General features: G+C 73.5%; 9 protein-coding genes. 6 read left to right on the forward strand and 3 right to left on the reverse strand.

Annotated elements, in window-relative coordinates; translation table 11 throughout:
* Positions 1 to 424 precede the first annotated feature (424 nt).
* The gene (locus ACZ4XD_RS26255) at positions 425 to 1,672 is read right to left on the reverse strand and encodes a nucleotide sugar dehydrogenase (RefSeq protein ID WP_468045972.1); all 1,248 of its coding nucleotides are present in this window, start codon (positions 1,670 to 1,672) and stop codon (positions 425 to 427) included.
* A gap of 217 nt (positions 1,673 to 1,889) precedes the next feature.
* Here ACZ4XD_RS26255 and ACZ4XD_RS26260 point away from each other — a divergent pair, with 217 nt between their 5' ends.
* Complete coding sequence (locus ACZ4XD_RS26260) at positions 1,890 to 3,596, forward strand: glycerol-3-phosphate dehydrogenase/oxidase (RefSeq protein WP_468045974.1); 1,707 nt, start codon at positions 1,890 to 1,892, stop codon at positions 3,594 to 3,596.
* Positions 3,597 to 3,605: 9 nt separating this feature from the next.
* Here the strand turns inward: ACZ4XD_RS26260 and ACZ4XD_RS26265 are convergent, their stop codons facing one another.
* Positions 3,606 to 4,841, reverse strand: coding sequence for a serine hydrolase domain-containing protein (locus ACZ4XD_RS26265; RefSeq protein ID WP_468045976.1), 1,236 nt, complete (start codon positions 4,839 to 4,841; stop codon positions 3,606 to 3,608).
* Between the two features lie 189 nt (positions 4,842 to 5,030).
* On the opposite strand from ACZ4XD_RS26265, the gene ACZ4XD_RS26270 reads away from it, so the two are divergent.
* Both ACZ4XD_RS26270 and ACZ4XD_RS26275 read left to right on the forward strand, forming a co-directional pair.
* Positions 5,031 to 7,151 carry a serine/threonine-protein kinase gene (locus tag ACZ4XD_RS26270; RefSeq protein WP_468045978.1) on the forward strand — a complete coding sequence of 707 codons (2,121 nt, stop codon included), beginning with the start codon at positions 5,031 to 5,033 and terminating at the stop codon, positions 7,149 to 7,151.
* 216 nt (positions 7,152 to 7,367) lie between these two features.
* Complete coding sequence (locus ACZ4XD_RS26275) at positions 7,368 to 9,578, forward strand: protein kinase (protein ID WP_468045980.1); 2,211 nt, start codon at positions 7,368 to 7,370, stop codon at positions 9,576 to 9,578.
* A gap of 10 nt (positions 9,579 to 9,588) precedes the next feature.
* Here ACZ4XD_RS26275 and ACZ4XD_RS26280 read toward each other — a convergent pair whose 3' ends face one another.
* A complete protein-coding gene (locus ACZ4XD_RS26280) occupies positions 9,589 to 11,109 on the reverse strand; it encodes a class I adenylate-forming enzyme family protein (protein ID WP_468045982.1) in 1,521 nt (506 codons plus the stop codon).
* A gap of 238 nt (positions 11,110 to 11,347) precedes the next feature.
* On the opposite strand from ACZ4XD_RS26280, the gene ACZ4XD_RS26285 reads away from it, so the two are divergent.
* The 3 genes from ACZ4XD_RS26285 (at position 11,348) to ACZ4XD_RS26295 (ending at position 14,491) form a co-directional block, all read left to right on the forward strand.
* The gene (locus ACZ4XD_RS26285) at positions 11,348 to 12,526 is read left to right on the forward strand and encodes an acyl-CoA dehydrogenase family protein (RefSeq protein WP_468045984.1); all 1,179 of its coding nucleotides are present in this window, start codon (positions 11,348 to 11,350) and stop codon (positions 12,524 to 12,526) included.
* 7 nt (positions 12,527 to 12,533) lie between these two features.
* Positions 12,534 to 13,532, forward strand: coding sequence for an acyl-CoA dehydrogenase family protein (locus ACZ4XD_RS26290; RefSeq protein WP_468045986.1), 999 nt, complete (start codon positions 12,534 to 12,536; stop codon positions 13,530 to 13,532).
* Positions 13,533 to 14,005: 473 nt separating this feature from the next.
* On the forward strand, positions 14,006 to 14,491 hold the full coding sequence (locus ACZ4XD_RS26295) for an ATP-binding protein (RefSeq protein WP_468045988.1): 486 nt from the start codon (positions 14,006 to 14,008) through the stop codon (positions 14,489 to 14,491).
* Positions 14,492 to 14,508: the final 17 nt, after the last annotated feature.

Below are 14,508 nucleotides of genomic sequence, written 5' to 3' on the forward strand. Positions count from 1 at the left end.
TCTCTTGTTTTGGTGTGGTGTGGTGTGGTGTTTTTTGGGGTGGTTGTTTTCGTTCTTCCTCCCCCCCCCCCCCCCCCCCCCCCCCCTCCGGCCCCGCCCCCTCCCGCAGTTGAGGGACCCCACCCCGGTGGGGGTGAAGGAAAGACAAAGACCAGTAGCTCGGCCCGTACCACGACGCGGCCGCACTACTGGTCTTTGACATTTCCCCCACCGGGCGGGGGTCGCCGTCCGTACGGGAGGGGGCGGGCCGGAGGGGGGGGGGGGGGGGGGGGGGGGGGGGGGAGAAAAGCGACCCCCCCCCCCCCCCCCCCCCCCAGGCCCCGGAGGACCGAACCCGGCACCCACCACACAGCAGAGCGGCCCCCGCCCAAACCTCACCCACCCCCGCCGGAGGCGACACGGCGCCGCAGACGACAACGTGCGGCTACAAACGATGCGCGGAACCCGTCGGAGTGGCGCCCCTGGTGTCCAGGAGCAGCTGCGCCTTCACGGCCAGGCCCTGGAGGTCGTACGTGCGGTGCGGCTGAAGCAGGACCGTCAGATCCGCGGCGGCTGCGGCTTCGTACAACGAGTCGGCCCTAGGCACGGGCCGACCCAGCACGTGCCACTCGGGGACGTACGGGTCGTGGTACGTGAGGTGGGCGCCCAGTTCCATCAGGCGGGCGGCGATCTCGCGGGACGGGGAGCCCGCCTGGTCGCCGATGTCCGGCTTGTAGGTGACGCCGAGCAGCAGGACGCGCGCGCCGCGGGCGGATTTGCCGTGCTCGTTGAGGAGGGTGGCGCAGCGCTGGATGACATAGCGCGGCATCCGGCCGTTGACCTCCTGCGCCAGTTCGACCATGCGCAGCGGGTGGCCCGGCGCACGGCCTTTGTACGCGAGGTAGTTGGGGTCGATGGGTGCGGCGTGGCCGCCCACCCCGGGGCCGGGGCGGAAGGCCTGGAAGCCGAACGGTTTGGTCTCGGCGCAGCGGATGACGTCCCACAGGTCGACGCCGATCTCATGGCAGAAGACCGCCATCTCGTTCATCAGGGCGATGTTGATGTGGCGGTAGTTGGTTTCCAGGAGCTTGGCGGTCTCGGCCTCGCGGGGGCCGCGGGCGCGGACGACCTTGTCGGTGAGGCGGCCGTAGAAGGCGGCGGCCGCTTCCGTGCAGGCGGGGGTCAGGCCGCCGATGACCTTCGGGGTGTTGGCGTAGCGGTGGGTGCGGTTGCCGGGGTCGTGGCGGCCGGGGGAGCAGGCGAGGTGGAAGTCGCGTCCGGCGGTGAGGCCCGAGCCCTCCTCCAGGAGGGGGCGCAGGAATTCCTCGGTGGTGCCCGGGTAGGCGGTGGATTCGAGGATCACCGTGGTGTGCGGGCGCAGCTGTGCCGCCAGGGTGCGGGCGGCGTCGGCCAGGGCGGTGAGGTCCAGGGCGCGGTCCTCGCCGAGCGGCGTGGGCGTGCAGAGGACGGCGGTGCGGACCCGGCCGAGCGCGGTGGGGTCGGTGGTGGTGCGGAAGCCGGCGGAGAGCAGCCGGCGGAGTTCGGTGGCGGACAGCGGCCCGTCGGCGCCGGAGAGCGCGGCGGCGGGCGGGTCGGGGTCGTAGCCGATGGTGCCGATGCCGGCGGCGGTGGCGGCCTGGGCGAGTGGGAGGCCGAGGTGACCGAGTCCGATGACGGCGAGGTCTGCGGGCATGCTGCGGCCGTCCTTCCCGAGCGACTGCGGATGGCGTGTGCGCATGACGTGTGCGGAGGGCGCATAAATACACTAAGCGGATATTTGACCCAGAATAGGGATTGGTGGATCAAGGCGGCGGGGTGTTGCCGCCCGGAGCGAAGGGTGGATACCGGCACGCAGCGTGGACAGAATCGACGGACGGGGGGTGTGGCCCCGATCACAGCGGGAGGCAGCGGTGAAGACAGCGATACTGGGACCGGCGCAGCGGGCCGAGGCGCTCGCCCGAATGGCGGAGCGGGAGCTCGACATTCTCGTGGTCGGCGGCGGCGTCGTCGGCGCGGGGACCGCGCTGGACGCGGCGACCCGCGGTCTGTCCACCGGACTGGTCGAGGCGCGGGACTGGGCCTCGGGCACGTCCAGCCGGTCGAGCAAGCTCATCCACGGCGGTCTGCGGTATCTGGAAATGCTGGACTTCGCGCTGGTCAGAGAGGCGTTGAAGGAGCGGGGGCTGCTGCTGGAGCGGCTGGCTCCGCATCTGGTCAAGCCGGTCCCGTTCCTGTATCCGCTGCAGCACAAGGGCTGGGAGCGCTGGTACGCGGGCTCCGGTGTGGCGCTGTACGACGCGATGTCGGTCTCGTCGGGGCACGGCCGCGGCCTGCCCGTGCATCGGCATCTGTCGCAGAAGCGGGCGCTGCGGGTGGCGCCCTGTCTGAAGAGGGACGCGCTGGTCGGTGCGCTCCAGTACTACGACGCGCAGATGGACGACGCGCGCTATGTCGCCACGATGGTGCGGACCGCGGCCGCCTACGGGGCGCAGGTCGCCAACCGGGCGCGGGCGGTGGGCTTTCTGCGCGAGGGCGAGCGGGTGGTCGGCGTACGGGTCGAGGACGTCGAGGGGGGCGGCGACTACGAGATCCGGGCGCAGCAGATCGTCAATGCCACCGGGGTGTGGACGGATGACACCCAGGCACTGATCGGGGAACGCGGGCAGTTCCATGTCCGGGCCTCCAAGGGGATTCACCTGGTGGTTCCCAAGGACCGGATCCACTCCACGACCGGACTGATCCTGCGGACGGAGAAGAGCGTCCTGTTCGTCATCCCCTGGGGTCGGCACTGGATCGTGGGGACGACGGACACCGACTGGGATCTGGACAAGGCGCATCCGGCGGCCTCCAGCGCGGACATCGACTATCTGCTGGAGCATGTGAACGAGGTCCTCGCGACGCCGCTGACCAGGGACGACGTGGAGGGGGTGTACGCCGGGCTGCGGCCGCTGCTGGCCGGGGAGTCGGACGCCACCAGCAAGCTGTCGCGGGAGCACACCGTCGCGCACCCGCTGCCGGGGCTGGTCGTGGTGGCGGGCGGCAAGTACACGACGTACCGGGTGATGGCGAAGGACGCGGTGGACGAGGCGGTGCACGGCCTCGACCAGCGGGTCGCCGACTGTGTGACCGAGGATGTGCCGCTGGTCGGGGCCGAGGGCTACAAGGCGCTGTGGAACGCGCGGGCCCGGATCGCGGCCCGCACCGGACTGCATGTCGCCCGTATAGAGCATCTGTTGAACCGCTACGGCTCGCTGACCGAGGAGCTGCTGGAGCTGGTGGTGGCCGATCCGTCGCTGGGCGAACCGCTGACGCACGCGGACGACTATCTGCGGGCCGAGGCGGTCTATGCCTGCACCCACGAGGGCGCCCGCCATCTCGATGACGTGCTGACCCGGCGCACCCGTATCTCCATCGAGACCTTCGACCGGGGCACCGGCAGCGCCCGCGAGGTCGCCGAGCTGATCGCGCCCGCGCTGGGCTGGGACGACGACCAGGTCGAGAAGGAGATCGCGCACTACCGGAAGCGGGTCGAGGCGGAGCGCGAATCGCAGCGTCAGCCGGACGATCTGACGGCGGATGCGGCGCGGCTGGGGGCGCCGGACATCGTGCCGCTCTAGCGGCAGGCTCTAACGGCCGCCGCGCCCGGCGCAGAATTCCGCCGTCAGGACCGCCGTGTCGCGGACCGGGGCGGAGTGGGTGTCGGTGTTCACGCGGTAGCTGAGGACATGGCGGCCGTCGGCGGTGCCGGCGGTGCGGGCGTGGGAGCCGTTGATCTCGCCGTTGTGGCCCCAGACGGTGACGCCGCAGGGCAGCTCGGTGGCGTAGAGGCCGAGGCCGTAGGTGCCGCCGGTGTGCTGCTCGTTGCGTATCTGCGCCATCTGGCGGGGCGCCAGGAACCGGCCGCCGAGGAGCGCGGAGAAGAAGCGGTTGAGATCGCCCAGGGTGGTGACCATCTCGCCGGCCGCGCCCGCCCAGCTGGGGTCCAGTGAGGTGGCGTCCACCCGCCGGTCGCCGATGTGGGAGTACGCCCTGCCGTGCGGCCTCGGCAGCGCCGGGACGGTGCCGGGGAACGAGGTGTGGTGGAGCCCGGCGGGGACGAGGAGGCGGCGGCGGATCTCGGTGGCGTACGGGCGCCCGGTGACGGCCTGGATGACCAGGCCCAGCACGAGGTAGTTGGTGTTGGAGTAGGAGTACCGGGCGCCGGGGGCGGCCGCCGGCGGATGGCGCAGGGCGGTGCGCAGCAGCTCGGCGGGGGTGTGCCGGTCGTAGCGGTGGGCGCCGAAGCCGGTGCCGAACAGCTGTTGTGCGAGCCGGGGATCGTCGGTGTAGTTGAACAAACCGCTCGTATGGTCCAGCAGCTGGCGGATCGTCACCCGGTGCAGGCCGCCGCGGTCGCCGGGGCCGGTGACCGGCAGACCCGGCGGGAGGTGGGCGGCGGCGCTGTCGTCAAGGGCCAGCCGGTGCTCGGCGGCCAGCTGGAGGACGACCGTGGCGACCAGGGTCTTGGTGAGGCTGCCGGCCCGGAAATGGTCCCGGGGCCCCATGGTGCGGCCACTGCGCAGATCCGCCACACCGGCCGTGGAGAAGCGCGCGGCGGGGAAACCGGTGCGGGTGGTGAGGGCGGCCGCGCCCGGGATCCCGTCGCCGACCAGGCGGTGCAGCGCCGGTGCCGTCCGCGCGGGCGGCCGGGCGGGGCTCAGGGCCACCGGGGCGAGGCGGGGTTGGCCGGTGGAGGCGGTCAGGAGCAGCGTGGCGAGGACCGCCAGCGCGCCCGTACGGACCATGGCGTGACGCCGGCCCGCCGGGGGCGCCGCCGGGCGGAGTGCGCGGGCCGCGGCCGGGCGAGGCGGGCGCTTCGTCATCGGGACTCCCGTTCGTCGGGGCCATCATGACGGGTGCAGGGTGTTGTTCGGCACCCACCCGGGCCTTCCGCACGGCCGCGGATGAGGGAGAATGAAGGCTCTGCCAGGGTGGGTTGTCCGAGTTGGGCCAGTTTGGTGATCGATGGGATGTCGAAGCTGCCAACTCGGCTGGATTGCAGAGGGGATGCAGTGGGCGACGAGGTCGAGATGGACGGCAAGGGGGGCAGGCTGCTCGCCGGGCGGTACCGGCTCGCCGATGTTCTCGGCCGGGGCGGCATGGGCACGGTCTGGCGGGCACGTGACGAGGTCCTGGGCCGTACGGTCGCAGTCAAGGAACTGCGCTTCCCGGGCGGGGTCGAGGAGGACGAGAAGCGTCGTCTGATCACCCGCACGCTGCGCGAGGCCAAGGCGATCGCCCGGATCCGGAACAACGGCGCCGTGACGGTCTATGACGTGGTCGACGAGGACGACCGCCCGTGGATCGTGATGGAGCTGGTCGAGGGACGCTCGCTCGCCGAGGTCATCCGGGACGACGGCCCGCTCACCCCGCGCCGTTCCGCCGAGGTCGGCCTGGCGGTGCTCGATGTGCTGCGCGCGGCCCACGCCGCGGGCATCCTGCACCGCGATGTGAAGCCGTCCAACGTCCTGATGTCCGATGACGGCCGGGTCGTGCTCACCGACTTCGGTATCGCCCAGGTCGAGGGCGACCCCTCCGTGACCTCGACCGGCATGCTCGTCGGCGCCCCCTCCTACATCTCCCCCGAGCGCGCCCGCGGCCAGAAGCCGGGCCCGCCGGCCGACCTGTGGTCGCTGGGCGGGCTGCTGTACGCCTGCGTCGAGGGCGTGCCGCCGTACGACAAGGGCTCGGCGATCGCCACGCTCACGGCGGTGATGACCGAGCCGGTCGAGCCGCCGAAGAGCGCCGGCGGGCTGGAAGAGGTCATCTACGGCCTGCTGGTGAAGGACCCGGCGGGCCGGCTGGACGACGCCGGGGCACGGGCGCTGCTGCTGGACGTGGTGCACGCCCCCGAGGCGCGAAAGCCCGAGCCCCCGCTCGACGAGACCCGGGCGATGGTGCTGCCGACGGTGCCCAAGGAGCGGGCCAGGGCGAAGCCTGACAGCGCGCCGAAGCCGAAGCCCGCCGCGAAGTCACGGGTGCCGCGCAAGCCGAAGCCGAAGCCGGCCGCCGTCCCGGTGGCGGAGCCGGCGGCGGGCAGCACTCCGGCGTCCGACGGTGCCACGGCGGGCAGGAGCAAGGCCGCAGCCGAGGCCGGCAGCGCCAAGGCCGCCGCGACCAGCACCCCGGAGCGGACCGAGCGCCCGCAGCGGACGGCCGCCCCGGCCGCCGGGGAGAAGGCCGGCGCGGACCCGGCCGGCTCCGCCGCGTCCCGTCCGACGCTCACCCGTCCCGGATTCGACACCGAGGCCGCCAAGGAGCGGCTGCGCGGTGCGCTGCAGACGGTCCGTGCGGCGGCCGCCGCCGCGCGAGCCCGTGCGGACTCCAGACCCGCTGACGGGAACCGCCCGGCGACCCGCGCTTCGGTGACCGATGTCGTCCCGCGCCGCACCCTGGTCATCGTGGCCGTGGTCGTCGTCCTGGCGGTGCTGGGCACGGTCCTGGCCGTCGCGCTGAGCGGCGACGACACCGCGAAGAACAGTGGCAAGCCGGCCGGCAAGCAGGACAAGTCGTCGTCCGCGGCGAAGGCGAAGCCCTCCACGGAATCGGCCGACACGGGCGAGGACGCGAAGCAGGGCGGGCCCGGCTCGCCGGAGCCGCAGCCGCCCGGCGGGGTCAGCCCGGCCGAGGACAAGGGCGACACCGGTGGCGAGGACGGCAAGGGGGACAAGGCGGTGCCGGACGGCTTCGCCCGGATGTCCAACGGTGCCTTCCACTTCGGTATGGCGATGCCCAAGGGCTTCAAGCAGACGGGCACCGCGGGGGAGGGCTCCGGCGTCATCTACAGCGCCTCGGGCGGCTTCCCCCGCGTCCAGGTGGACTACAACGCCGAGCCCGGCAGCGACGCGGCGGCTTCCTGGCGCAGCCTGGAGCCGGCCGTGCGCGGCTCCGTCGAGGACTACCACCGCATCAGCATCAAGACGGTGAAGTGGCGGGGCTATCCGACCGTCGCCGACTGGTCCTTCACACGGCGCCAGCACGGCCAGGACGTCCGGGTCCTCGACCGTGGCTTCCGGGCCGACGACCAGCACGGCTACGCCATCATGATCACTTGCAAGAAGGACAAGTGGCCGGACAAGGAGTGCCAGAACGTGGTCTCGACCGCGTTCAAGACCTTCGCGATCAAGGACTGAGCGCGGGACCGGGGTGCGGGCCGGGCGATGCGGGGACAGAGCGCGCGTCGTTGCGCAGACCGGCCCGCAAGCCGCGGTTCTGGCACGTATCGTGAGACCGCGAAGACCGTACGCATCCGCAATCGGCGGGAATACGACCGGAAGTGACCGGAGGCGCCCAGCGCCGAGGGCGTTCCGGCGCGACGGTAGACACAGCGCGCGCTGCGGGGAGGCGTCGTGGACGAGTACGCGGGAAGGGTGCTCGCCGAGCGATACCGCCTGCCGTTGCGGCCCCTCGGCGATGACGACTTCACCGAGTCCCGGGCATTCGACACGTTCAGCGGACAGGAGGTCCTGGTCCGCCAGGTGCCGCTGCCCGAGGTGGTCGAAGCGGAGGTCGTGGGTGCGGAGCCGGCCGGGCCCGCGGAGCGGGCGGCCGTCGGCGGCCGCTACGGTGCCGCACGGCTGACCGCCGGAGCGGGGGTGGCCGACCGCAGCCCCCGGGACCCGGCCGTACGACGCGCGCTGGAGGCCGCCACGACCGCGGCCCAGCTCGCCGACCACCCCCGGCTGGAGCAGGTCTTCGATGTCTTCGCGCAGGACGGCAGCCTGTGGATCGTCGCCGAACTCCTGCGTGCCCGCCCGCTGTCCGCGCTGCTCGCCGAGCGGACGCTGTCCCCGCACCGTGCCGCGGAGATCGCCGCGGATCTGCTCACCGTGCTGCGGGTGCTGCACGCGGAGGGCCGGCTGCACCGCAACATCACCGCCCATACGGTCCTGGTCTGCGACGACGGCCGGGCCATCCTGACCGGTCTGGCGGCGGCCGCGGCGCAGGAAGCGCTGTGCGGGACCGAGCCGCCGACCGCGGGGGACCCGCCGGACGAGCCCGCGCCGGATGCCCCGGCCGCCAAGACCTCGCTGACCAAGCCCGCACCGGACGACACCACCACCACCGGCCCCGCCTACGGCCGGCCCACCGCCGGGCTCGCCGCCGAACGGGCCCGGCAGGCGCGGCTGACCGTCGTCGGCCCGCTCACCGAGCGCTGGGCGCCGGAGCAGGCCGGACCGGTGCACGAGAACTGGCAGTTGGCGCCGCCGGTCGGCCCGGCCACCGATCTGTGGGCGGTCGGCGCGCTGCTCTTTCGGAGCGTGCAGGGGCAGGCGCCGTTCCCCGAGGACAGCGCCGTCGAGCTGGCCCAGCTGGTCTGTTCGCAGCCGCCCGCGGACGCCGAGGAGTGCGGGGCGCTGCGGCCGGTCGTCGAGTCGCTGCTGCGTCAGGACCCGGCCGACCGCCCGGATGCCGAGGAGCTGAGCGGCTGGCTGCGCTCCTTGATCCGTACGGCGCCGGAGCCGGCGGTCGGCAGCCGGCTGGTGACGATGCCGGCGGAGGGCGCCGATCCGCGGCGGCTGCCGATCGTGCGGCGCCGCGGCGAACTCGTACGGAAGGGCCGGCACAAGAAGACCCGGACCGCCCGCCGCACCCGGCCGCAGCCGGCCCCGGCCGTCGTGGCGGCCGCCGCGCCCGCACCGCCCGTACCGCGGGCACCGGCCCCGGAGGAGCCCACCCCGCTCGTCTCCACCACCCGCCCGCCGCGCCCCCCGAAGCAGCCGAAGCCGCTCCGGCAGTCCAGACCGGCCCGCCCGGCCCGGCCCGGCAGACCGGCGCCCGGAGAGCGCGGGCCCGCGGACCGGGACCCGTACGACCGGCGGACACCGGACCGGTCAGGACCGGACGCCGCCGCCCGCCCGGCGCGCGGGTCGCGCCACCTCGGCCGGGTGCTGCTCACCGCGATCCTGCTGCTGCTCGTCGGCGCGGTCGTCTATGCGATGGCGTTCCTGCCGGGGTCCGGCCCGGACTCCAAGGCGGGTGAGCGCGGTGCGGACCGTACGGGCAGCTCGGGTGCGGCGCCCGCCGACCCGGCGCCGTCCGGTGACCAGGAGGGTGACCGGGCCTCGGCCGGTACCGGGGCGCCGCAGACCACCGCGCCCGCCGAGGTCGCCAAGGGCTTCGAGGTACGCAGCGACCCGGAGGGGTTCCAGGTCGCGGTCCGCAAGGGCTGGCAGCGGCGCGGCGCGAACGACCGGGGCCAGGTGCGGTACGTCGGCGGGGACTACGAGCTGGTGGTGGTGCCCGGCCGCGACACCACGGCGCGCTTCGGCACCGACCCGATGGCGTACCTCCAGAACAAGGAAGCCGAGCTGGCCCCGTACCGCTCCTCCGGCTGGGCCTCGGCCTCCGGCCTCCAGCGGATCGATGTCGGCAAGACGGCGATGGCCGAGGGCACCTTCTCCTGGCGTGACGGCAGCGGCCGCGAGGTGTACGTACGGAACCTCGCGATGATCCACAAGGGCCGCTACCACCTGGTCCTCGTCATCGGCCCGGACCGCGGCCGGCACGAGGTCGACCAGCTCTACACCCAGGCGACGAGCGCCTACCGGCCGGGCTGAGGCCGCGGCGTCACCCGGCCCCGCCGCCCCCGAACCGCTCCCGCAGCTCCTGTTTGAGGACCTTGCGCAGCGTGCCGCCGCGGGGCAGGGCGGGCAGCAGCTCCAGCTGTTCGGGGAGCTTGTGCCGGGCGAGGCCCTGGGCGAGCAGCTGCGCCGAGACGGCGGCGAGGGTCAACTCCCCGGCATCCGGGGGCTGTTCGACGACCGCGCAGACGCGTTCGCCGCGCTCGGGGTCCGGCAGGCCGATGACGGCGGCGTCGGCGATGTCCGGGTGGCGGTAGAGGAGTTCCTCGATCTCCTGGGCGGAGATGTTCTCGCCCTTGCGGATGATGATGTCCTTGAGGCGGCCGGTGATGACGAGGTGCCCGGTGGGGGTGAGGTGGCCGAGGTCGCCGGTGCGGAGGAAGCCGTCGGCGTCGAAGGGGGCGGGCTCGTCGAGGTAGCCGCGGCAGACGGCCGGGCCGCGCAGGGCGATCTCGCCGCTGCCGGGGGCGATCCGGATCTCCATGCCCGCGGGCGGCCGGCCGTCGGTGTGGGCGAGGTTTCCGGGGCTGTCGTACGGGTCGCCCATGGTCACCATGGGGGCCTCCGTCATGGCGTAACCGTGGGCGAGCTGGCAGCCGAGCTCGGCGACCACCTCGTGGTACAGCGCGGGGGGCTTGGGCGCGCCGCCGCCGGCCAGCAGCCGCAGCGACGGCAGCAGCCGGCGGCCGGGCGGCAGCTTGCGCGCCTCGGCGAGGAAGAGCGCGTAGAAGGCGGTGGAGCCACCGGCGAGGGTGACGCGGTGCCGGCGGTAGGCGGCCAGTGCGCCGGGCAGCGCGAAGTGTTCCAGGAGGACGGCGGGGATGCCGTGCTCCAGCAGCATGACGGTGTAGTCGGGCCCGGCGACATGGGCGTACGGGAAGGCCATCGAGCCGATGTCCGACGGGACGGGGCGCAGGGCCGCGCCCAGCCAGTGCCCGGCCGTGCGCAGGCTGCGGTCGGTGTGCAGCACGCCCTTGGGGGCCGCGGTGGTGCCGGAGGTCCAGTAGATCCAGCGGACCGTGTCGTCGTCGTCCGGTGGCGGGGGCAGGACGGCCGGGTCGGCGTCGGGCAGTGAGTCGTGGGCCTCGATGACGAGGGGCGGACGGGGCAGGCCGGCGGCCAGGCGGTCCGCCATCGCGCGGTGGTCGAAGCCGCGCCAGACGCCGGGGACGGCGAAGAAGGCCGCGCGGGTGCGGCGCAGTACCTGGCCGGTCTCGTGCGCGCGGTAGAGCGGCAGCACCGGGCTCTGGACGGCGCCGATCCGGGCCAGCGCGAGGCTGAACAGCACGGTCTCGATCCTTGTCGGCAGCTGCCAGACGACCCGGCTGCCGGGCCGTACGCCCCGCTCGTACAGGCCGGCCGCGACCTGTTCCGCGCGCCGGTGCAGGGCGCCGAAGCTGATCTGCCGCTCCTGCCGGGCGGATTCGGCGCCCTGGATGAGGGCCGGGGCGCCGGGGGTGCGGGCGGCGCGCCAGGCCACCAGGTCCCAGAGGGTGGTGCCGGTCATCGGCCCCTCCTGTCGCCATTCACTGACGATGCGTCAGGTCGACTGCCGAGAGTAGAGGCCGGTGCCTTGCCGGTCCAGAGGGGCCGGGGCTAGCCTATTTCTGACGGTGCATCAGATTCGGATGAGGGGCGGACGATGGCGAATCCGGTGGAGGGCGTCGACGACGCGACGGGTCACCCGCAGCTGTGCGGCACCGCGGTCCACGGGCCCGGCCCGGACCCCGTCGAGTAGCCGCGCCATGGACCTCAGCTGCACACCGGAGGAGGAGGACTTCCGGGCCCGGCTGCGCCGGTGGCTCGACGAGGTGCTGCCGAAGCTTCCCGCACCGCCCGCCGCGACCGACTGGCCCGGCCGCCGGGCGTACGACACGGCCTGGCAGCGGATGCTGTACGACGCCGGATACGCGGGCCTGCACTGGCCGCGGGACGCCGGCGGGCAGGGCGCCACCCCCGCCCAGCACCTGATCTTCCTGGAGGAGACCGAGCGCGCCGGGGCCCCCTATGTCGGCGCGAACTTCGTCGGACTGCTGCACGCCGGGCCGACGCTCGCCGCCGAGGGCACCGCCGCGCAGCGGGCCCGCTGGCTGCCGCCGATCCTGCGCGGCGAGGAGATCTGGTGCCAGGGCTTCAGCGAACCGGACGCCGGCTCCGACCTCGCCGCGCTGCGCACCCGGGCCGTCCGCGACGGGGACGACTACGTCATCAGCGGCGCCAAGATCTGGACCTCGCACGCCGAGGTCGCCGACTGGTGCGAACTCCTCGTCCGCACCGATGCGGCCGCGCCCCGACACCGCGGCATCAGCTGGCTGGCGATGCCGATGGACGCGCCGGGGGTGACCGTCCGGCCGCTGCGCACCCTCGCCGGTTCGGCGGAGTTCGCCGAGGTGTTCCTCGACGAGGTGCGGGTCCCGGTCGCCAACCGGGTCGGCGCGGAGAACGACGGCTGGCGGGTGACGATGGTGACGCTGTCCTTCGAGCGCGGCACGGCCTTCGTCGGCGAAGTGGTCGCCTGCCGCCGGGTGCTCGGCGAGCTCGCCCGGGCCGCCCGCGCCAACGGCCGCTGGGACGATGCCGTGCTGCGCCGCAGACTGGGCCGGCTGAGCGCGGAGTTCACGGCACTGTGGCGGCTGACCCAGTGGAATGTGAGCGAGGCGATGCGGGGCGCCGCGCGCGGGGGGCAGCGGGGCGGCGGCGTCCCGGGCACCGGCGGCTCGGTCTTCAAGCTGCGCTATTCGCACGCCCGCCAGGAGCTGTACGACACGGCCGCCGAGGTGCTGGGCGCCGGTGCGCTGGACGCGGATCACCCATGGGTCGCGGACCGGCTGTCGTCCCTCTCGTACACCATCGCGGCCGGTACCTCGCAGATCCAGCAGAACATCGTCGCCGAGCGCCTTCTCGGCCTGCCGAAGGGGCGGTGACCGGGCGGTGGACTTCCAACTCACCGAGGAACAGCGGGCGTTGAAGGACGGCACCCGGGAGCTGCTGGCCGGGCGGTTCGGCCGGGACCGGCTGCGGGCGGCCGTCGAGGACCCCGCACCGGACCGTGCGCTGTGGCGTGAGCTGGGCGCGGCCGGGTTCTTCGCGCTGCGGCTGCCGGAGCGGGACGGCGGGGTGGGGCTGGGTTTGCCGGAGGCAGTCCTGGTCCTGGAGGAGGCCGGGCGGGCGCTGCTGCCGGGACCGCTGGTGGCGTGCCAGCTGCTGGCCGGGGTGGTGGACGGGGTCGCGGCCGGCGAGCGGATCGCCGGGTTGTGCGACGGGGCGCGGGAGCCGCTGCTGTGGGAACACCCGTCCGGCTGCGATGAGTTGATCTTGCTGGAGGACGGCGACGGTCCGGTCGGCGGCGAGGCCGAAGGCCGGGCGGAGGGCGCACAGGGGCGCACGGGCGGTGCGTACCGGAGCGCGCCGGACCGGGTGACCTGCGCCCCGTTTGCTTCCGTCGATCCCCTCACTCCGCTCGCCCGCGTCCTGGACCTGCCGCGCACCGACCCCGTGGCCGTGGACGTGCCCCGGCTCCGCCGCGAGGCCGCCTTGCTCACCGCGGCCCAGCAGCTCGGCAGCGCCGTCCGCACGGTCGAGATGGCGGCCGGCCATGCCCGCGAGCGCGAGCAGTTCGGCGTCCCCATCGGCTCGTTCCAGGCCGTCAAGCAGCTGTGCGCGCAGATGCTGGTACGCACGGAAATCGCCCGAAGTGCGGTGTATGCGGCGGCGGTCACGGAGAGTGCTCTCGACATCACGGCCGCGAAACTTCTCGCCGACGAGGCCGCGGTGCGCAACGCCCGGGACTGTGTGCAGGTCCACGGCGGAATGGGCTTCACCTGGGAAGCCGATGTCCATCTGCACCTCAAGCGGGCCTGGTGGCACGCCGAACGCTGGGGAACGGCGGGTGAGGCGGAGGAATTGCTGGCCGCGGGCCTGCTCGCCTGACGGCGCGGAGGTGAAGGTCGTCCGCGGGGTGTGCGGTGGCGGCCGATGTCAGACTGTGGCACTCCGTGTACGGAATGTCGGACTCACTACGCAGAAGCGGTCACGGAGTGTCGATATCGGGTTGTGTCCTAGGCGTGACTCGTTACAGGGGGGAGTCGGCGTTCCGCTCGGGTACTCTCCGTTGGGTGCGAGTGGTTCTGTGGCGCAACGAACCCGGTGCCGTCGGAAGGACGGCTCCGGGGTACGGACTGCGCGCCGCTCGCCTCAGGCAGGGCCCGGGTTGCCCCCCTTGTTCGACTCCCCGCAAAGTGCGTCGCACAGTATGCAGGATGCATACTCCCTTGCGCTGGAATATGCCCGAAGCGCTTGTTGGGGTGACTGAACGTCAACCATGCTGTGCTTCGCCGGGGTCACGCACCGTGACTCCGTGGAGGCGCGAGGCGATGTTTCCGCCGGTTCGGATGGTGTGAGCGGTGCAGGTGCTTCAGGTGCAATTGGACGTACGGCCTGACCCCGCGGAGGTGGGGCGGGCCCGGCGGTGGGCCCGGTCGCGGCTCGTGGGTTCCGGCATAGGGATCGATGAGCCACTCGCGGAGACATTGATCCTCTTGATCTCCGAGCTCGTCACCAACGCCGTGGTGCACACCGGCACGGCGGCCGAGCTGCGGATGTGTTTCTCCGGCTCGGGGGCCGTGGTGGGTACGGTCCGGGTCGAAGTGCGGGACGCCAGCGCCCGCCCGCCGCGCCAGCGGCACGCCGACGGCGACGACACCAACGGCCGCGGCCTGGAGCTGGTCGACGGTCTGGCCGACCGCTGGGGCTGGCAGCAGGACGGCGCCGGCAAGCGGATCTGGTGCGAGGTGGACCGCGGCCGCCCGCTGCTGATGGCGACAGGGGCCGATCTCGGGACGTATGAGCCCTCTTGTGCGGTGTCACGCACCGTGACGCACCAGGCGTAATCGAGACGACCGGCGCA

The organism is Streptomyces sp. NPDC029466 (genome assembly GCF_055574515.1).

What these genes read in the sequence shown, in the direction of transcription:
- ACZ4XD_RS26255 (WP_468045972.1), bottom strand. Translation starts at nt 1,672, where the DNA reads ATGCCCGCAGACCTCGCCGTCATCGGACTCGGTCACCTCGGCCTCCCA.
- ACZ4XD_RS26265 (WP_468045976.1), bottom strand. Translation starts at nt 4,841, where the DNA reads ATGACGAAGCGCCCGCCTCGCCCGGCCGCGGCCCGCGCACTCCGCCCG.
- ACZ4XD_RS26280 (WP_468045982.1), bottom strand. Translation starts at nt 11,109, where the DNA reads ATGACCGGCACCACCCTCTGGGACCTGGTGGCCTGGCGCGCCGCCCGC.
- ACZ4XD_RS26285 (WP_468045984.1), top strand. Translation starts at nt 11,348, where the DNA reads ATGGACCTCAGCTGCACACCGGAGGAGGAGGACTTCCGGGCCCGGCTG.